This is a genomic window from Pseudomonas sp. GW456-E7, assembly GCF_059424105.1.
On record NZ_JBWKZB010000001.1, the window covers coordinates 123,969 to 143,777 of the forward strand.

Here is a 19,809-nt window from a genome sequence, read left to right on the forward strand (position 1 = left end):
AATTAATTTCTGGTACGAGCGTGCTGCTCCTGCTTGGTGCTTTTGCTTCTAGTAAAGCGTCTGAACTGCGCTAAAAAGGAGCAAAAACCGTAGGATTTGTCGCAAATTGAAAAGGGTGCAACTTATTCTCAAGAAACAGGTTGCACCATATTTGCTTTGTTGAATAGCATTCGCGCCCAAGGTGCAACCCGGGCAGAAACCGGGTGCTCCGGCTGATGGCTTTCCTGGGGAAACATCAGTCATAAATGCGCGGGAATCCGGATCGTCTGTCAAACGTATGCGTTTGCGAGCGGTTCACCAGCCGCCGCTACATAAAAACAAAGCCAGGGCGTAACTTAATGAGCGTAAGCAATCCAACCCTGATCACGTTCGTGATCTACATCGCAGCAATGGTGCTGATCGGCTTGATGGCCTATCGCTCCACCAACAATCTTTCCGACTACATCCTGGGCGGTCGCAGCCTGGGCAGCGTCGTGACTGCACTGTCCGCCGGTGCCTCCGACATGAGCGGCTGGTTGTTGATGGGCTTGCCCGGCGCAATCTACATGTCCGGTCTTTCCGAAAGCTGGATCGCCATCGGCCTGATCGTCGGCGCCTACCTGAACTGGCTGTTCGTCGCCGGCCGTCTGCGCGTGCAAACCGAGCACAACGGTGATGCACTGACCCTGCCGGACTACTTCGCCAGCCGCTTCGAAGACAAGAGCGGCCTGCTGCGGATCATCTCTGCGGTCGTGATCCTGGTGTTCTTCACCATCTACTGCGCTTCCGGCATCGTGGCCGGTGCCCGTCTGTTCGAAAGCACCTTCGGCATGTCCTACGAGACGGCGCTGTGGGCCGGTGCTGCGGCGACGATTGCCTACACCTTTATCGGTGGATTCCTGGCCGTAAGCTGGACCGATACCGTACAAGCCACCCTGATGATCTTCGCGTTGATCCTGACGCCAGTCATCGTGCTGCTGGCAACCGGTGGTGTCGACACCACCTTCCTGGCCATCGAAGCGCAAGATCCAAGCAACTTCGACATGCTCAAGGGCACCACTTTCATCGGCATCATCTCGCTGATGGGCTGGGGTCTTGGCTACTTCGGTCAGCCGCACATCCTGGCGCGTTTCATGGCGGCCGATTCGGTTAAATCGATCGCCAACGCTCGCCGCATCTCCATGACCTGGATGATCCTGTGCCTGGGCGGCACCGTGGCTGTGGGCTTCTTCGGTATCGCCTACTTCTCGGCGCATCCGGACGTGGCTGGCGCAGTCACCGAGAACCACGAGCGTGTGTTCATCGAGCTGGCCAAGATCCTGTTCAACCCATGGATCGCGGGTATCCTGCTGTCGGCCATTCTGGCTGCGGTGATGAGCACCCTGAGCTGCCAGTTGCTGGTGTGCTCGAGCGCCCTGACCGAAGACTTCTACAAGACCTTCCTGCGTAAATCCGCTTCGCAGCTGGAACTGGTCTGGGTCGGTCGTGCCATGGTGTTGTTGGTTGCCCTGGTGGCGATCGCCCTGGCGTCCAACCCGGAAAACCGTGTACTGGGCCTGGTGAGCTACGCCTGGGCCGGTTTCGGTGCCGCATTCGGTCCGGTCGTGCTGATCTCCGTGATCTGGAAAGACATGACCCGCAACGGCGCACTGGCCGGCATCCTGGTCGGCGCGATCACCGTGATCGTCTGGAAGCACTTCGAACTGCTGGGCCTGTACGAAATCATCCCGGGCTTCATCTTCGCCAGCCTGGCGATCTACTTCGTCAGCAAAATGGGCACGCCGACTGCCGGCATGTTCCAGCGTTTTGAGGCTGCAGAGCGTGATTATCGTCTGAACAAGTGATGAGTGATGGGGGGAGTGCTTCCCATCCCTGATAAAAGAACGGCTCGCAGCCTCATGGTGCGGGCCGTTTTTTTTGAGGTCAATCTAGAGCGCGCTTTGGTTCCTGCTTCCGTTTTCGTCACCCTTTTCTTTGGGGCTTGTAGGAAAGTTCCTGTTTTGCCCGGTTGCCTTGAATTACCTCTCTGGTCACGTACTTTGCGCTAGCCCGACTCGTTCCCGAGCCGGAGTCACTCATCGTTAACAATGGCGTGCTTCACCAGCGGATGGGACGCCAGTGGAAAGGGACATCAAGACATGGCTACCGGGTATTACATTGGGCTAGGTGACAAAACTGATTGCGGCGGTACCGTTCTGGAGGGGGACCATACTTTCAATTTCGGTCTCATCCATGCTCGTGAGGGTGATCTGGTCAGTTGCGGAAAAGACAAGAAGAGCTACCGGATCATCGGTGGCGTCTCGCACGTCCTGAGCGAGGGTCGACGAGTGGCTGGCACGCTGGACAGTTTCAGTGGCTGCCCCTGTCGAGCCAAACTGCTCCCTTCGAATTTCGAGGGTAGTTATGTGAACGAACCCCCTGCACCGAAAGCAGCCAGGGCAACTGCGCAATCGGCCGCGCCTGCGCCATCGATGACAGCCACCAGCAATTCGACTGCACCGGGTCCATCCAGCGTTACGTCAGCGCCATATGCCCCGTCTCCATCACGGTTCACCAGCATCGACGTTCCTGAGCCCGGCTTTTACATCGTTCCAAAGAGCACCACCCGCGAACAACTAGAAGCCTCGTTGTTCACCCTGCGTGACCCGGCGGTGATGGGTAAATTCAAGCTGCTCAATCCCAATCTGCGCGACGTCAAAGCCGGCTCGATGATCGTGCTGAGCGACCCGAACAACTACCGGTGCACCCGCGAAGAAGCCCTGCTCATGGACGTGGCGGCCAGGACCAACCAAGTGCTTGAAACGCTCAGTCCGGAAGAAGCGGATTTCATGGTGCAACACCGTGATGCCATCCAGACCTTCCTGGGCCATGGCTCGACCGCAATCGGCGTTGGCGCGAGTATTCTCAAAAACAATCTGGATAACGTCAGCGACACCCTGAGAAAAATCGAAGCGTTGCATCAGCATTCATTCCTGCGCGATGGCCACTTGAGTTCACCAGCGTTTCTGGCAGAGCGCCAAAAGCTGCTCGCTCAACTCGATATCCACCTGACAAGCCTGACGCGCAAAGGTATCGGTTTCCCCGACCACCCCAATTTGAATCGTGCAATGTTCCTCTCGCCTCCCAGCCTGGTTCACCGCTGGACTGAAGCCGGCGGCGTAGGGCAGATGCCGGGATACGCCACTCACCTTGAGGGTGTGGCCGGGGCTTCCAAGTACCTCAAGTACGGTGGCTGGGTCGGCACTGCGGTCGGTGGAGGGGCGTCGGCGATGAAAGTTCAGGATGTGTGTACAGCAGGAGATACGGAAGCTTGCAAAAGGGTGAAATTCACCGAGAGTGGATCGTTTATTGGGGAATTGGTCGGTGGTAGTGCTGCGGGCGTGATCTTTGGCGCTGGTACGACAGGTGTAATCTGCGCAGGGCTCGGGATAACTACTGCAGGCGCGGGAACCCTAATATGTGGGCTTGTAGTGGCAGGAGCTGGCTCTTTGGCTACAGGATTTGCCCTCGGCAAGACGGGTGAAAAAACGGGCGAATTAATCTACGAGACGCTGAAATGAGCGTGAGTTTCGCGCAAAAGTTATTTCTGTGCATCAGCATTACTGGTTTTGGCGGGCTTCTAGTTTTCCTTGGTGTCGCGTTGCATTTGGCTTACGCCAAAATGGATATAATGTTGGAACATTTGAAAAACTGCCCGGCTATTATGGTGCGGGCTCCTTTCAAGAATGGCGGGGCTTGGGGAAGGTTGTTCGTACTTGGTGCAGTAATGGGTGTGATGACTATGCCAAATTTTTATCTTCGCGATGGTGGGGCCGATGCGAAAGATCTGGAAAGCTTTCCTGAAGGACTTAGGAAAAAACTAATAGTTTTGCACTGGGGTGGGGTTGCTTGTATTGCTTTATTGCTTGTGCTTTTTGCAGTCAATGCGCTTGGCTATATCCAGTAATGCCCCTGAACTAAATGTTGTCTGATTTGTAAGGTTAAAATAAATCAGTCCTCTTTCGTCCTGTGTTGCACTAGCTGAAGCTACTGCCTGCGCTGCGCCATTGGCATGCAGTATCGTCGTGGTTGGCGCTGGCGCTTACATAGGTTGCGAAGTTGGTGGTAAGTTAGGTGAAATGGCTGGCGAAGTGATTTATGAGGCGACGAAATGACTACTACGGAACTGGTTTTTGGCAGTTTATGTGGAGTAGTGCTCATCAGCATGTTTGTCTGGCTCGCGGTTGCGCTATATCTTGGCTACACAAAAACTGGTGTGTTGCTGGATTCTTTCAAGAACAGTTCTTCTGCCATAACCATCTCTACGCGCATACACACGGGGCCTTGGGGAAAACTGCAGTTGGTGGGTTCAGCATGCAGTGTCGTTACATTTCCCAGCTTTTTTGTGAAACACGGTATCGCCGGTGCTGAAGATATAGCGAGCTTTCCTCTTTCTCTCAGGCGCAAGCTCGTAGTGCTCATGTGGAGTGCTATAGGTCTGTTCGCCGCTTTAGCGCTGCTCGTCGCGTTGTGGGAATCAGGAGCGCTGAAATAATCAGCCCAAAATTTTAGGATCTGGTGCTCGTCACCATCTGTGAGTTTTACGGGCAAGGTCCTAGGACGTTTCCTTCAAAATCTAGCGGTTTTCATGAACTGGTGCGATGTGAGTTCCGTCGATAGTCTTTTGTGGTCACTGACAATTCAGTGGTGGGGTGTAGGAACCCGTTAAGACCATAGGACACGCTTGGCATCGACACCTGATTTGCGGCCACTAACGTGCGCCCGTAAGATCTGTTGCGGCGGCTGTGCGCGGGCACGCTTCAGCGTGGTCGAGTTCTCTGGTCTCGATATTCCTACCCCGCGTATGGCTGCCACCCAAGCCTGTAGGAAGGCCGATGGTAGCCGCCACTTCTACCAGAGGTTAAAAAATGAAAACAATTCACCCCGACCCACCCTACGAAAAACCAATCCCCCATCCCGACAACCGCTTCATGGCATTGACCAGCAACTGCAACGACATGCCCACCCTGTTCGTCGACACCCTCGCGCCACTCGACATCCTCACCGACGCTGCCAACTACAGAATTCGCGCGGTTACCCAAGTGCTTGAGAACCTGTCCATGCGCGGTTCGATCGAGTGCGAGTCGTTCATCCTCAGCGATTTCGCCTTGCTCTGCGCTATTCCATTGCGCGATGGCTGTGATGTGCTGGATGTGGTTGGGCGGCGGTTGCGGGCGGGGCCTTCAGCAGGGGCGTAGGCATCGTCACAAGATCAAGATCAAAAGATCGCAGCCTTCGGCAGCTCCTACAGGTGTCAGATCCATCTGCGCGATCCCTGTAGGAGCTGCCGAAGGCTGCGATTTTTTGACGTTGAGGGCCACTCAGCCCCCAACCCCTGACTTGCCGGCCGGTAAAAGGTAAACTTCCCGGCCTTCGCAGGAGCAGCCATGAATTATCGTCACGCCTTCCATGCCGGCAATCACGCCGATGTGTTCAAACACCTGACCTTGACCCGCCTCATCGCCCTGATGTCGCGCAAGGAGCAGCCGTTTGCCTATCTCGACACTCACGCCGGCATCGGTCTGTATGACCTTCAGGGTGACCAGGCCAGCCGTACCGGCGAGTACCTGGAGGGCATTGCGCGTTTATGGGGTCAGCCGGATCTGCCGATCCTGACCGCCGATTACATGCAGGTGCTGCACGAGATGAACCCGGATGGCCAGTTGCGCTATTACCCGGGGTCGCCGGAGCTGGCGCGACGTTTGACTCGTCCCCAGGATCGCGTGTTGCTCAACGAGAAGCATCCGGAAGATGGCGTTTTGCTCAAGGACAACATGGCCGGTGATCGTCGGGTCAAGGTGCACCTGGGCGAAGGTTGGCATGTGTCGCGGGCCTTGCTGCCGGTGCCGGAGAAGCGTGCGGTGATGTTGATCGATCCGCCGTTCGAGAAGCTCGACGAGATGCAGCGTTGTGCTGCGTCGCTCAAGGAAGCGATTGGCCGGATGCGCCAGACTGTGGCAGCGATCTGGTACCCGGTGAAGGATCAGCGCGCGCTGCGTCGTTTCTACCAGGATCTGGCCGGTACCGGTGCGCCGAAGTTGTTGCGGGTGGAGTTGCTGGTGCACCCGCTGGATACGCCGAACAGCCTGAACGGCTCCGGGCTGGCGATTGCCAATCCGCCGTGGGGGCTGGAGGAAGAGTTGCGTGAGCTGCTGCCGTGGTTGTCCGAGAAGCTTGGGCAGACCCAGGGTGGGTGGCGGATGGATTGGTTGATTGCCGAGTAACAAGCGGCATGATCAAAAGATCGCAGCCTGCGGCAGCTCCTACAGGGTCACTCGTACACCTGTAGGAGCTGCCGAAGGCTGCGATCTTTTGCTTTAGCGATCAGATCGGGCAAGTCACGCCTGTACCGCCAATCCCGCAGTAGCCTTCCGGATTCTTGGCCAGGTACTGCTGGTGATACGTCTCGGCAAAGAAGACGGTCGGGGCCTGGTCGATTTCGGTGCTGATTTCACCGAGGCCGGCCTTGGACAGTTCAGCCTGGTACGCTTCCTTGCTCTTGAGCGCGGCGTCCAGTTGTTCCGGCGAAGTGGCGTAGATCACTGAGCGGTACTGGGTGCCGATGTCGTTGCCCTGACGCATGCCCTGAGTCGGGTTGTGCAGTTCCCAGAACATCGCCAGCAGTTCCTGGTAGCTGACCTTGGCCTTGTCATACACCACCAGCACCACTTCGGCGTGGCCGGTCAGGCCCGAGCAGACTTCTTCGTAGGTCGGGTTCGGCGTGAAGCCGCCGGCGTAACCCACAACAGTGCTGACCACGCCGTCGCGCTGCCAGAAGCGGCGTTCCGCGCCCCAGAAGCAGCCGAGGCCGAAGATCGCGAAGTCGACGTCTTCGAAGAACGGGCCGAGCAAGGGGGTGTCTTTAAACACAAAGTGCTTTTCAGGCAGGGTCATTGCGGTTTCGCGACCGGGTAGAGCTTGTTCTTTAGTAGGGAGCACGTTTTTGTTCACCAGAATTTCCGAGCGCAGAACCATGATCAGTCCTCTCAGTCAGGTTGAGTTGTAAATAAACAGGCTGTCAGTGTGCCCAATGCCGGCCAGATACGCACTACCCTTGTGGGAGCGAGCTTGCTCGCGATGAGGGCATAACTTTCAGCATCAATGTCGACTGATCCACCGCTATCGCGAGCAAGCTCGCTCCCACAGGTTTTGTGTCTGTCAGGCGATTGGGCCACGCGGGTAGCGTTTGAGCTTTTCGATCAGCTCATTGCCCGGGATCGGACGGTCGAACAGGTAGCCCTGGCCGACGTCGCAGCGGTGACGGCGCAGGAACGACAACTGCTCGGCGGTTTCGATGCCTTCAGCCACGACCTTGAGTTTCAGGTTGTGGGCCATGGCGATCACCGCGGAGGTGATTTCCATGTCGTCCTGGTTGTCCGGGATTTCGTGGATGAAGCTTCGATCGATCTTGATGATGTCGATGGGGAATTTTTTCAAGTAACTGAGCGACGAGTAACCGGTGCCGAAGTCGTCCATGGCCAGGGTCAGGCCAAGGCGCTTGAGCTGGTCGAGTTGCAAGTGGGTGTCTTCGGTGGCCTCCAGCAGCAGGCCTTCGGTCAGCTCCAGCTCCAGCAAATGAGCGGGCAGGGCTTCTTCCTTGAGGATGGTGGCGATGGAGGCCACCAGGTCCGGATCGGAGAATTGCTTGGGCGACAGGTTGATCGCCACTTGCAGGTTGCCCAGGCCGGCGGCAGTCAGCGCTTTGCTCATGCGGCAGGCCTGGCGGGCGATCCATTTGCCGATCGGAATGATCAGCCCGGTTTCTTCGGCGACGCTGATGAACTGATCCGGGCGGATCATGCCCTTTTCCGGATGATCCCAGCGCAGCAAGGCTTCCATGCCCAGCAAGCGACCGCTGCGCAGGCACAGCTTGGGCTGGTAGAACACGTCGAGTTCGTTCTGGGTCAAGGCGCGGCGCAGGTTGTTTTCGACGAACAGCTTGTAGCTGGCCTCGGCGTTCAGCGCTTCAGTGAACACCTGCACCTGATGTTTTCCATTGGCCTTGGCCTTGTGCAGCGCCAGCCCGGCGTTGCGCATCAGGGTTTGCGGGTCGCGCCCGTGCAGCGGCGCGCAGGCCAGACCCACGGAACCCGTGACGCTGATCAACTGGTTGTCGACGAACATCGGTTTGTCGAGGGTGGCCAGCAACTGATTGGCCACTTGCTGACCCATCGTGAGGTCGCTGTTGTCCAGCAACACGGCGAATTCGTTACTGGCGAATCGCGCGAGGCTGCCGCTCGGGATCAAGCTGTTGCGCAGGCGTCGGGCCAGGCTGATGAGCAATTTGTCGCCAGTCTGGTGGCCGAGGCTGTCGTTGATCCGCTTGAAGTTGTCGATGTCCACCAGCAACAGGCTGATCGGCGCGTCGCTGTCGCGGGCGAAGCGTTCATCAAGGTTGCGGATGAACGCCGGGCGGTTGCCGAGATTGGTCAGGTTGTCGGTGTAGGCAAGGCGCTCGATACGCTGCTGAGCGAGCTTGGTCTGGGTGATGTCTTCATAGATGCCGATGTAGTGGGTCAGCTCGCGGTTGTCGCCATAAACCTTGGAGATCGACAGCTGGCCCCAGTAGGGTTCGAGGTTTTTCCGGCGGCTCTTGAATTCGCCCTGCCAACTATTGCTCTTGGCCAGCGCCGAAGGCGCGTCGAACAGCAGTTCGCTGAGGTTCTCCAGGGCCGGCAGTTCCGACAGGCGCTGACCGTGCACTTCTTCGGTGGAGTACTGAGTGATTGCGGTGAAGCTCGGGTTGACGTACTCCACCACACCGTCGCAGTTGACCAGCAGAAAGGCGTTGGCACTTTGCTCGACCGCACGCTGAAACAGGTGCAGGGCGCTGGTAGCGGTTCGCCGGTTGTGGTTGCTGATGACTTGGGCAAACTGGTCGGCCAGTTCGCCGGCGAAAGCGATTTCATCGGACTGCCAGGCACGGGTTGCACCGATTTGCTCCAGGCACAAGACGCCAACCACCTGGCCATCGACACGGATGCTGGCGTCGAGCATTGCGTTGACGTCGCGCGGACGCAGGCTTTCGGCCATCTCCCGGGTGCGCGGATCGCGCATGGCGTTATGGGCGTCGATGGCACGGCCTGTGTGCAGGGCGTCGAGGTAGTCGGGGAACACGCTGGCGTCGATCGGCTGCGGCAGCAGGTATTCCTGATTCGTGCGGTGATAGGCCGAAATCGGTACCAGCATCGAGCCTTCGAGGCTCCACAGGCTGGCGCAGTCGATTTGGTAAATGTCGCAGGCGCTGCGGGTGATCAGCTCGGCGGCTTCGCGCAAGGAGTTGTTGCTGCTGTAGCGCTGACGGGTAAGCAGCAGGATCAAATCCTGCTGGGCACGTACCCGGTCCAGATGCAGCAGTTGCTCCTGCTGGGCGCGCTGATTGAGCTCCAGGGCGATTTGCAGGCGCGAGTTCTGGGTTTCCAGGTCAAGGGCCGGTTGCAGCGGGTCATCCTCGAACAGGCCGTCAATCACCAACAGGTAGCCGCGCAACAGGTGACGATTGTGCTGTTTGTAGGCTTCCCCCAGTTCCAGCAGATTCAGGGAGCCAGAGGCCGTATGCAGGGTGTAGCGGATCAGGTAATGCGTGCTTTGAGACAGCTGTTGCTGGACCGCATCATGAAGTTGATAGCGCGCTTCCGGCTCCATCAGGCTGGCGTAGGGCGAACCCACCAGTGCGCACAGCTCCACGGCTGGCAGGCCGAACTGGCGTTCGCAATTGGGATCGAGAAACAATAGCGCCCAGCTGGGTTCATTAAGCCGTTCGAAACGCAGCATGCCGAGCCGCGAGGGCACAGGCAACTGCGTCACTACCTCGGCCACCATACGGCTGGCGGCATCGGGTTGGCTTTTCATGGAGGGAAACTCGCTTCGAATATGCTGAACGCGCCGGGCTCACGCCCTCTTTACTGTTGCCTGCGGCAAGGTTGCATCATTGCGACACCGACTGACAAGAGAGATGAAGGCTAAGTGCTATAAGAATATGTCGGCAGGCGCGAAGATTTCTGCAGTTTCCGGAAAAAGTATGGCTATTGATCAGATCACGGGCTTGGAGGCCGTCTCGAAGACCGTGATTTTTTGACATCAACGCAAATGAATGCGCGTCGTTTGCAGTAACTTGCCATCCCGATCGTGGTAATTCACCTGAATGCGCTCTGCGTCGATGACCAGGTGCGCGAAGTTATCCTGGCTGATGACTTTACCGGTCAATTCCTGCCGATATTCGCCAGCGGCGTTCCCTGCCAGCGGCCGGTCGAGGATAAAGCTGGATTGACTGGCATAGGGCAGCAGTTTGGTGTTGCACAATGGCGACGACACGATGGTGTGCACTTCGAAGTCAGGGTCTTCGCTGTGGGTCAGTCGACTGGTCAAGGAGGCGTGGATGTCACCGGAAACGAAAATGACATTCTTCAGCCGGTGTGAACGAATGAACTCCAGCAACCGCAATCGTTGCCCGGGAAAACCGGCCCAGGCGTCGTTCCCATCCTGTTTGGCGTCGGGAAAGAACATCACACTGGTAACCACCAGCTTGACCCGTGCGGTGCTGTTGATCAGCCATTGGCACAAGGCATGTTCCTGTTCGACATCAAGCATGCGTCGATCATCGGCGGACAAGTTGCGCCGGGTGCGACTATCGGTGATGAACCATTCGATATCTCCATCGGTGAACTGATACCAGTAGTGATTCGGAATCCGGTCGAGCCGGCCATCGTCAAGTAATTCAAATGCCGGGCTGTGGCTGGCTTGATATAACTCATATGCAGTGATGGCGTTTTTGTATAACACCTCATCGGCCGAACTTTTCTTGTTTGGCCAGTTGTCTTTAATTTCATGATCGTCGAGGATCATGTAAGTCGATACGTTGGCCATTAACCTGGAAATATGCGGCTGGGAGAAAGCCGCACGGTATTTTGCGAGTATTTGCTGATACTCGCGGTCAGGCGCAAAAAAATTCAAGTCGTCGGCATAGATCTGGTCGCCAGTCATCAGTATTGCGCTGACTGGTGGGTTGGCTTGCGTTGCCAGTTGAGCCATCGAGGCAAATATCCGGTCACCCTGTTGTGGTGCCGACGGGATGCCAGCGGTCATCCGCAGGTAACGACATGAGCCGACGAAATAGGCTCGTGGCGTACCCGCCGCGCCGGACCGGGTGCGCAAACGATAGAGCTCTTGTGGCCATTGCAGCGGCAGTTCCTGCAGCGAATCCGCGGTGTGCTCGGTACTCTGGGTGCTGAACCAGCCGGCCTGGTATTCGTACTCGGTATCGGCTGCCAGGTTATTGAGAGCAATGACATCGGACATGTCCTGCAGGTTTGTCAGCCTTGCAAAGACACTGTTAAGCCATTGTTCATGCCCGGACTGCCGATAACGAATGCCGGCAAATACGGGTGCACTGTTTTGCGTTTCGCCGCGTACAAAAATACGCGCGTGATTAGTTGTTGTGTGGCCAATAATCGGGCCAACAGTTGGTTTTATCATGTTTGAGTCCATTCGCTGCCAGTTAATCAGGAAGTTGGTTGTTCGAATGTAATGGGGTATTCAGCCAAGACTAATTATTTGGCCTGAATAAATACCTGGCAGAAATGGATTCAAGTTGTGGGCAATAGCAGCCACAAATGTAGGAAGGTGTTTAAACAAGAACTTCAGGCAAAAAAAGCCCCGCCAAATTGGCGGGGTTGAGGTACGAGCGTGGCGCTCGGAAACGTGGAACGCGATCGGCCCTCCGGTGAAGGAGGGCCGGTCGGTATTACAGGAGCATGGTGCGGATGTCGCCCAGCAGGTCGCTCAGACGCTTGGTGAAGCGTGCAGCAGCGGCGCCGTTGATCACACGGTGATCGTAGGACAGCGACAGTGGCAGCATCAGTTTCGGCTGGAAGGCTTTGCCGTCCCAGACTGGCTGGATGGTGGCCTTGGAAACACCGAGGATCGCCACTTCCGGCGCGTTGACGATCGGCGTGAAGCCGGTGCCGCCAATGTGCCCGAGGCTGGAAATGGTGAAGCAGGCGCCTTGCATCTCGTCCGACGAAAGCTTCTTGGTCCTGGCTTTTTCGGCCAGGGAAGCGGCTTCGGCAGCCAGTTGCAGCAGGCTCTTCTGGTCGACGTTCTTGATGACCGGTACCAGCAGGCCTTCCGGGGTGTCGACGGCGAAGCCGATGTTCACGTATTTCTTGCGGATGATCGCTTTGCCGCTTGGTGCCAGCGAGCTGTTGAAGTCCGGCAGTTCCTTGAGCAGGTGCGCGCAGGACTTGAGCAGCAACGGCAGGACGGTCAGCTTGACGCCGGCCTTCTCTGCAACGGCTTTCTGGGCAACACGGAACGCTTCGAGTTCGGTGATATCCGCCGAATCGAATTGCGTCACGTGCGGCACGTTCAGCCAGCTGCGGTGCAGGTTGGCAGCACCGACCTGCATCAGGCGGGTCATCGGCACTTCTTCGATTTCACCGAAGCGGCTGAAGTCCACGACCGGAATCGGCGGGATGCCCGCGCCACCGGTTGCGCCAGCAGCAGCGGCCGGCGCTTCCTTGGCCTTCTGCATCATGGCCTTGACGTAAACCTGCACGTCTTCTTTCAGGATTCGGCCGTGCGGACCGCTGGCGCCGACGGCGCTCAGCTCGACGCCGAATTCGCGGGCCAGTTGACGCACGGCAGGGCCGGCGTGAACTTTTGCACCCGGCTTGGCTGGAGCGGCAACCGGAGCAGCAACAGGTGCGGCCGCGGCAGGAGCAGTAGCGGCTGGAGCCGAAGCAGCAGCGCTCGGAGCAGCAGCGGCAGGTGCCGGTGCAGCAGCCGGGGCAGCGCCTTTGACTTTCAGCTTGAGGATCAGGTCGCCGGTACCGACTTCGTCATCGAGCTTGATGGAAACGCTTTCCACCACGCCAGCGGCTGGCGATGGAATTTCCATGCTGGCCTTGTCGGATTCCAGGGTGATCAGCGACTGGTCGGCCACAACGGTGTCGCCGGCCTTGACCAGGACTTCGATGATCTTGGCCTTGCCCGACGAACCGATGTCCGGAACGTGGATGTCCTGGACGCTGTCGGCAACCGGTGCAGCCGGAGCTGCTGCAGGTGCAGGCGCAGCGGCAGCAGCTGGAGCGGCAGCCTGGGCCGGGGCGGCAGCCGGTGCCGCAGCACCTGCCACTTCCAGATCCAGGATCAGGTCGCCGGTGCCGACCTCGTCGTTGAGCTTGACGCTGATGGCCTTGACCACGCCAGCGGCAGGCGACGGGATTTCCATGCTCGCCTTGTCGGATTCCAGGGTGATCAGCGACTGATCAGCTGCGACGGTGTCGCCGACCTTGACCTGGATCTCGATGATCTGGGCCTTGCCCGACGAACCGATGTCCGGCACGTGCACTTGCTGAACGCTGGCGGCAGCCGGCGCAGCAGCAGGAGCGGCGGCAGGAGCAGCAGCCGGCTTGGCTTCAGCCTTGGCCGCCGGCGCAGCGGCAGCCGCAGGAGCCGCAGCAGCGGCACCTTCGACTTCCAGCTCCAGCAGTTCGTCGCCCTCTTTCAGGCGATCGCCCAGCTTCACTTTCAGGCTCTTGATGATACCGGCCTTCGGCGCAGGCACTTCCATGCTCGCCTTGTCCGACTCAAGTGTCAGGATGCTCTGGTCGGCTTCGATACGGTCGCCGACCTTCACAAACAGTTCAATTACTTCACCTTCACCGCTGCCGATGTCAGGTACGCGAATGAGTTCGCTCACAGAATCTCTCCTCAGCAGTCCAGTGGGTTGCGTTTTTCCGGGTTGATACCGAACTTGGCGATGGCCTCGGCCACAACCTTGGGTTCGATGTCACCACGGTCAGCCAGTGCTTCCAGGGCTGCCAACACCACGAAATGACGGTCGACTTCGAAGAAATGACGCAGTTTCTTGCGGCTGTCGCTGCGGCCGAAACCGTCGGTGCCCAGGACTTTGAATTCCTTGGACGGTACCCACTGACGGATCTGCTCGGCGAACAGTTTCATGTAGTCGGTCGAGGCGATGACCGGACCCTTACGGCCGTTCAGGCACTCTTCGACGTAGCTCAGCTTAGGCTTCTGGCCAGGGTGCAGACGGTTGCTGCGCTCAACGGCCAGGCCGTCGCGACGCAGTTCGTTGAAGCTGGTAACGCTCCACACGTCGGCGCCGACGTTGAACTCTTCACGCAGGATCTTCGCGGCTTCACGGACTTCACGCAGGATGGTGCCGGAGCCCATCAGCTGAACGTGGTGCGCCGCTTCGCGGTTGTCTTCCTCGAGCAGGTACATGCCTTTCTTGATGCCTTCTTCGGCACCGGCCGGCATGGCTGGCTGTTGGTACGACTCGTTCATCACGGTGATGTAGTAGAAGACGTCCTGTTGCTCTTCGGTCATCTTCTTCATGCCGTCCTGAATGATCACCGCCAGCTCGTAGCCGTAGGTTGGATCGTAGGTGCGGCAGTTAGGGATGGTGGCAGCCAGCAGGTGGCTGTGACCGTCTTCGTGTTGCAGGCCTTCACCGTTCAGGGTGGTACGGCCGGCGGTGCCGCCGATCAGGAAACCACGGGTGCGGCTGTCGCCAGCGGCCCAGGCCAGGTCGCCGATACGCTGGAAACCGAACATCGAGTAGAAGATGTAGAACGGCAGCATCGGCTGGTTGTGGCTGGAGTACGAAGTACCGGCAGCGATGAAGGAGCTCATGGCGCCCGCTTCGTTGATGCCTTCTTCGAGGATCTGGCCCTTCTGGTCTTCCTTGTAGAACATCACCTGGTCTTTATCGACTGGCTCGTAGAGTTGGCCGACGGAGGAGTAGATGCCCAACTGACGGAACATGCCTTCCATACCGAAGGTACGGGCTTCGTCCGGGATGATCGGCACGATGCGCGGACCGATTTCCTTGTCCTTGACCAGTTGCGCGAGGATCCGCACGAAGGCCATGGTGGTGGAGATTTCACGGTCGCCCGAGCCGTCCAGGATCGCCTTGAGGGTGTCCAGTGGCGGAGTCGGGATGTTGAAGCTCTTGGCGCGACGCTGAGGCACGAAGCCGCCCAGTGCGGTACGGCGCTCGCTCAGGTAACGGGCTTCGGCGCTGCCTTCTTCCGGCTTGAAGAACGGCAGGTTTTCCAGCTCGTCGTCCTTGACCGGGATGTCGAAACGATCGCGGAACAACTTCAGGCTGTCGACATCGACTTTCTTGGTGTTGTGCGCAGTGTTCTTCGCTTCGCCGGCACCGGTGCCATAACCCTTGATGGTCTTGGCCAGGATGACGGTCGGTTGTTCTTTGTGGTTGACCGCTTCGTGGTACGCCGCGTAGACCTTGTACGGGTCGTGGCCGCCACGGTTGAGTTTCCAGATCTCGTCGTCGGACAGGTCTTCAACCATCGCCTTGAGTTCCGGCGTGTTGAAGAAGTGTTCACGTACGAACGCGCCGTCTTTGGCTTTGTAGTTCTGGTACTCGCCGTCGATGACTTCGTCCATGCGGCGTTGCAGGATGCCGTCGACGTCCTTGGCCAGCAGTGGGTCCCAGAAACGGCCCCAGATGACTTTGGTCACGTTCCACTGAGCACCGCGGAACACGCCTTCGAGTTCCTGGATGATCTTGCCGTTGCCGCGAACCGGGCCGTCGAGGCGCTGCAGGTTGCAGTTGATGACGAAGATCAGGTTGTCCAGCTTCTCGCGGCCGGCCAGGGAGATCGCGCCCAGGGATTCCGGTTCGTCGCACTCGCCGTCGCCCAGGAAGCACCAGACTTTCTGTTTGCCTGGCTGGATGAAGCCGCGGTGTTCCAGGTACTTCATGAAGCGTGCCTGGTAGATCGCCTGGATCGGGCCCAGACCCATGGATACGGTCGGGAACTGCCAGAAGTCAGGCATCAGCCAAGGGTGCGGGTAGGACGACAGGCCCTGACCGTCGACTTCCTGGCGGAAGTTGTTCATCTGGTCTTCGGTGATGCGGCCTTCCATGAATGCGCGGGCGTAAACGCCTGGCGAGGTGTGGCCCTGGAAGTAGATCAGGTCGCCGCCGTGTTCGTCGGTCGGGGCCTGGAAGAAGTAGTTGAAGCCGATGTCATAAAGGGTCGCACTGGAGGCGAAGCTGGAGATGTGACCGCCGAGGTCAGAATCTTTCAGGTTCGTACGCATCACCATGGCCATCGCGTTCCAGCGTACCAGCGAGCGAATGCGGCGTTCCATGAACAGGTCGCCAGGCATGCGTGCTTCGTGGGTAACGGGGATCGTGTTGCGGTAAGGCGTGGTGATGGCGTAAGGCAACTGCGAACCGCTGCGGGTCGCCAGTTCACCCATACGGGTCATCAGATAGTGAGCACGGTCTTCGCCTTCTTTGTCGAGAACCGATTCCAGGGCGTCCAGCCATTCCTGGGTTTCGACGGGATCGAGGTCTTGCATGGCTTGCTCCAGGGCGGAAAGGCTACCAGAATCGGTTGCCTGAGTTAGCGACTGGCCTTGTGGGCAGACGTTATGAATTCTTGGATTGCCGACAGGTTGTTCCGGCGGCGTGTAGTTTTACTACAAATCTTCCGGCATTTCAGCCCGTCTAATGTATATACGAGTAGTAAAACTACAGATGAGCGGCTTGTGGCCCCCGGCTGCGTTGTGAGAATAATCGTTAAGGTTGGTCTTTTTCCAACTACAAAAGGTAAAAGCTTGATGCTGGCTGCCAAAATAAAAGAAATTTCAGCTATTTCTAACTTTTGTTCGACACTCCCTCAGGTAGTGGGTTTTCGAAAACCACTACATGCAGTCCGTTGTACGCCGATCAAGGATAGACCATGAGCCTCCCTTCGCTTGCCGAACTGCCCGCCATTCTCCAGCCGTTTGTCACCCGCGCCGAGCAGTCGTTCCGGGCTGCCGTCGCCACTCTGGACGATGATCACGGGCTGTCTGCCTGGTCGCCAGAGCGCTGGGCGCAATTTGCCCGCGTCACCGCCGCCAGCGATTTCGTGATTGAACAGTCTGTTCGTGACCCTTTGATGTTGCTGCAACTGGTGCAGTCCGGTGAACTGGACCGCAGCTACGCGCCCGGTGAATTGTGCGCGCAGATCGCGGCCGCCGTGAGCACGGCCGAGACCGAAGATCTGCTGGGCCGTGCCCTGCGCCGCCAGCGCGCGCGCCATCAGGTGCGGATCATCTGGCGCGACCTGACCCGCCAGGCCGATTTGATCCAGACCTGCCGCGACCTCTCGGACATGGCCGATGCCAGCATCGATCAGGCCTATCAGTGGTTGTACGTGCGGCATTGCCAGCAGTTCGGCGTGCCGACCGGGCGGCGCAGCGGCGAGCCGCAGCAGATGGTCATCCTCGGCATGGGCAAGCTCGGTGCCGTGGAGTTGAACCTGTCTTCGGACATCGACCTGATTTTCGCCTATCCCGAGGGCGGCGAAACCGTCGGTGTGAAGCGCGCGCTGGATAACCAGGAATTCTTCATTCGTCTGGGCCAGCGGCTGATCAAGGCCCTGGACCCGATGACCGTCGACGGCTTTGTATTCCGCGTCGACATGCGCTTGCGCCCCTACGGTTCGGCGGGCGCGCTGGTGCTGAGCTTCAATGCGCTGGAGCAGTATTACCAGGACCAGGGTCGCGACTGGGAACGCTACGCGATGATCAAGTCGCGGGTGGTGGCCGGCGACCAGGTGGCTGGCGCGCAACTGCAGGACATGCTGCGGCCGTTCGTTTACCGGCGTTACCTGGACTTCTCGGCCATCGAAGCGCTGCGCACCATGAAGCAATTGATCCAGCAGGAAGTGCGGCGCAAGGGCATGGCCGACAACATCAAGCTCGGTTCTGGCGGTATTCGTGAAGTCGAGTTCATTGCCCAGGCGTTCCAGCTGATCCACGGCGGCCGCGATCTGAGCTTGCAGCAGCGCCCGCTATTAAAGGTGCTGAGTACGTTGGAAGGTCAGGGTTATCTACCGCCGGCTGTGATCAGCGAGCTGCGCGAAGGCTACGAATTCCTGCGTTACACCGAACACGCGATTCAGGCGATCGCTGACCGCCAGACGCAAATGTTGCCCAGTGGCGAGCAGGATCAGGCGCGCATTGCCTTTATGCTGGGTTTCGCCAACTGGACGGCGTTCCACGAACAACTGATGTACTGGCGTGGCCGCGTAGCCTGGCACTTCGGGCAGGTGATCGCCGATCCCGACGAAGAGCAGGGTGCCGAAAGCGAAGTGGTGGTCGGCGGTGAATGGTTGCCGCTGTGGGAAGAAGCTCAGGACGATGAGGCCGCATGCCGCCAACTGGAGGAGGGTGGTTTCAAGGATGCGCCCAAGGCCTTGAACGCCTTGGCCGGCTTGCGCAGCAGTCCGCAATTGCGGGCGATGCAGCGTCTGGGACGCGAACGTCTCGATGCGTTTATTCCGCGCTTGCTGGCGCAGGCCGTGGAGCATGCCAATCCGGATCTGGTGCTGGAACGCGTGTTGCCGCTGGTTGAGGCCGTGGCCCGTCGTTCCGCATACCTGGTGCTGCTGACCGAGAACCCTGGCGCCTTGCGGCGTTTGCTGACGCTGTGCGCCGCGAGCCCGTGGATCGCCGAGCAAATCACCCGTTTCCCGCTGCTGCTCGACGAATTGCTCAACGAAGGCCGACTGTTCAAGCCGCCACTGGCACCAGAACTGGCAGCCGAGTTGCGCGAGCGCCTGACGCGGATTCCCGAGGACGACCTCGAACAGCAAATGGAAGCGCTGCGTCACTTCAAGCTGGCGCACCGCTTGCGGGTGGCCGCCTCGGAAATCGCCGGCAGCCTGCCGCTGATGAAAGTCAGCGACTACCTGACCTGGCTCGCCGAAGCGATTCTGGAACAGGTGCTCGCACTGGCCTGGCGCCAGACCGTGGCCAAGTACGGCACGCCCCTGCGCAGCGATGGCACCTTGTGCGATCCCGGCTTCATCATTGTCGGTTATGGGAAAGTCGGCGGCCTGGAACTCGGGCATGGTTCGGACCTGGACCTGGTGTTCATCCACGACGGTGATCCGCAAGCTGAAACCGATGGGCCCAAACCCATCGACGGCGCGCAATTTTTCACCCGTCTGGGGCAGCGGATCATTCACCTGCTGACGGCGCAGACCAACTCCGGGCAGTTGTATGAAGTGGACATGCGCCTGCGGCCGTCCGGTGCGTCGGGATTGCTGGTGAGTTCTTTGGGGGCGTTTGCCCGTTATCAGGAGAACGAAGCGTGGACCTGGGAGCATCAGGCGCTGGTGCGGGCGCGGGTGTTGGTGGGCAGTCAGGATGTCGGCCAGGCCTTCGAGAAAGTCCGTGCCGCGATATTGGGCAAGACGCGTGATTTGCCGACCCTGCGCCAGGAGGTCAGCGAGATGCGCGCCAAGATGCGCGATAACCTCGGCAGCAAGAGCACGGCGGCCGGCACCGGGGCAAATGCCTTCGAAGCCACGGCGCCGTTCGATATCAAGCAGGACGCCGGAGGTATCGTCGATATTGAATTTATGGTGCAATACGCGGCCCTGGCGTGGTCCGAAACACACCCGCCATTGCTGCGCTGGACCGATAACATCCGCATTCTGGAAGAGCTGGAGCACGAAGGGCTGATGCCTGTCGAAGATGCCAGTCTGTTGCGTGAAGCGTATAAAGCGTACCGTTCCGCCGCCCACCGACAGGCTCTGCAGAAGAACCCGGGGGTGATACCGGCCGACCAGTTCACGGACGAACGGCAGCAGGTCATGCGGATCTGGCGTGAGCTGGGGCTAAACTGACACGGGATTTTTGATACGCCCGATACCCCTGTGGGAGCGAGCTTGCTCGCGATAGCGGAGGCACAGTCACCATTGATGTTCGGATGTGACGCCCTCATCGCGGGCAAGC

Annotated in this window: 12 protein-coding genes; 7 read left to right on the plus strand and 5 right to left on the minus strand. The window is 58.8% G+C overall.

What is annotated here, in order from left to right; all coding sequences use genetic code 11:
- The first annotated feature begins 338 nt into the window (after positions 1-338).
- From putP to AC07YV_RS00580, 6 genes are all read left to right on the plus strand, one after another.
- Positions 339-1,823, plus strand: coding sequence for a sodium/proline symporter PutP (gene putP / locus AC07YV_RS00555; RefSeq protein ID WP_102698616.1), 1,485 nt, complete (start codon positions 339-341; stop codon positions 1,821-1,823).
- A 294-nt stretch (positions 1,824-2,117) separates the two neighbouring features.
- Positions 2,118-3,539 (plus strand): PAAR domain-containing protein, encoded by a 1,422-nt coding sequence (locus AC07YV_RS00560; RefSeq protein WP_102698683.1) that lies wholly within the window; start codon positions 2,118-2,120, stop codon positions 3,537-3,539.
- Entirely contained in the window at positions 3,536-3,925 is a 390-nt protein-coding gene (locus tag AC07YV_RS00565; RefSeq protein WP_494990255.1) for a hypothetical protein, read from the plus strand. The genes AC07YV_RS00560 and AC07YV_RS00565 overlap by 4 nt, the downstream gene beginning before the upstream one ends.
- A gap of 204 nt (positions 3,926-4,129) precedes the next feature.
- Positions 4,130-4,513: a hypothetical protein gene (locus AC07YV_RS00570; RefSeq protein WP_102698617.1), complete on the plus strand. Its 384-nt coding sequence runs from the start codon at positions 4,130-4,132 to the stop codon at positions 4,511-4,513.
- Positions 4,514-4,886: 373 nt separating this feature from the next.
- Positions 4,887-5,216, plus strand: a complete 330-nt coding sequence (locus AC07YV_RS00575; protein WP_102698618.1) for a hypothetical protein — start codon at positions 4,887-4,889, stop codon at positions 5,214-5,216.
- Between the two features lie 189 nt (positions 5,217-5,405).
- Positions 5,406-6,242 (plus strand): 23S rRNA (adenine(2030)-N(6))-methyltransferase RlmJ, encoded by an 837-nt coding sequence (locus tag AC07YV_RS00580; RefSeq protein ID WP_095964657.1) that lies wholly within the window; start codon positions 5,406-5,408, stop codon positions 6,240-6,242.
- 100 nt (positions 6,243-6,342) lie between these two features.
- Here the strand turns inward: AC07YV_RS00580 and msrA are convergent, their stop codons facing one another.
- From msrA to aceE, 5 genes are all read right to left on the minus strand, one after another.
- Positions 6,343-6,993: a peptide-methionine (S)-S-oxide reductase MsrA gene (gene msrA / locus AC07YV_RS00585; RefSeq protein ID WP_102698619.1), complete on the minus strand. Its 651-nt coding sequence runs from the start codon at positions 6,991-6,993 to the stop codon at positions 6,343-6,345.
- Positions 6,994-7,176: 183 nt separating this feature from the next.
- Positions 7,177-9,870, minus strand: a complete 2,694-nt coding sequence (locus AC07YV_RS00590; RefSeq protein ID WP_102698620.1) for a putative bifunctional diguanylate cyclase/phosphodiesterase — start codon at positions 9,868-9,870, stop codon at positions 7,177-7,179.
- A gap of 228 nt (positions 9,871-10,098) precedes the next feature.
- Positions 10,099-11,493, minus strand: a complete 1,395-nt coding sequence (locus AC07YV_RS00595) for an alkaline phosphatase D family protein (RefSeq protein WP_102698621.1) — start codon at positions 11,491-11,493, stop codon at positions 10,099-10,101.
- Between the two features lie 268 nt (positions 11,494-11,761).
- A complete protein-coding gene (gene aceF, locus AC07YV_RS00600) occupies positions 11,762-13,720 on the minus strand; it encodes a dihydrolipoyllysine-residue acetyltransferase (protein ID WP_102698622.1) in 1,959 nt (652 codons plus the stop codon).
- A gap of 11 nt (positions 13,721-13,731) precedes the next feature.
- On the minus strand, positions 13,732-16,377 hold the full coding sequence (gene aceE, locus AC07YV_RS00605) for a pyruvate dehydrogenase (acetyl-transferring), homodimeric type (protein WP_015093183.1): 2,646 nt from the start codon (positions 16,375-16,377) through the stop codon (positions 13,732-13,734).
- Between the two features lie 383 nt (positions 16,378-16,760).
- Between aceE and glnE the strand changes: the two genes are divergently transcribed.
- Positions 16,761-19,700: a bifunctional [glutamate--ammonia ligase]-adenylyl-L-tyrosine phosphorylase/[glutamate--ammonia-ligase] adenylyltransferase gene (gene glnE, locus AC07YV_RS00610; RefSeq protein ID WP_102698623.1), complete on the plus strand. Its 2,940-nt coding sequence runs from the start codon at positions 16,761-16,763 to the stop codon at positions 19,698-19,700.
- Positions 19,701-19,809: the final 109 nt, after the last annotated feature.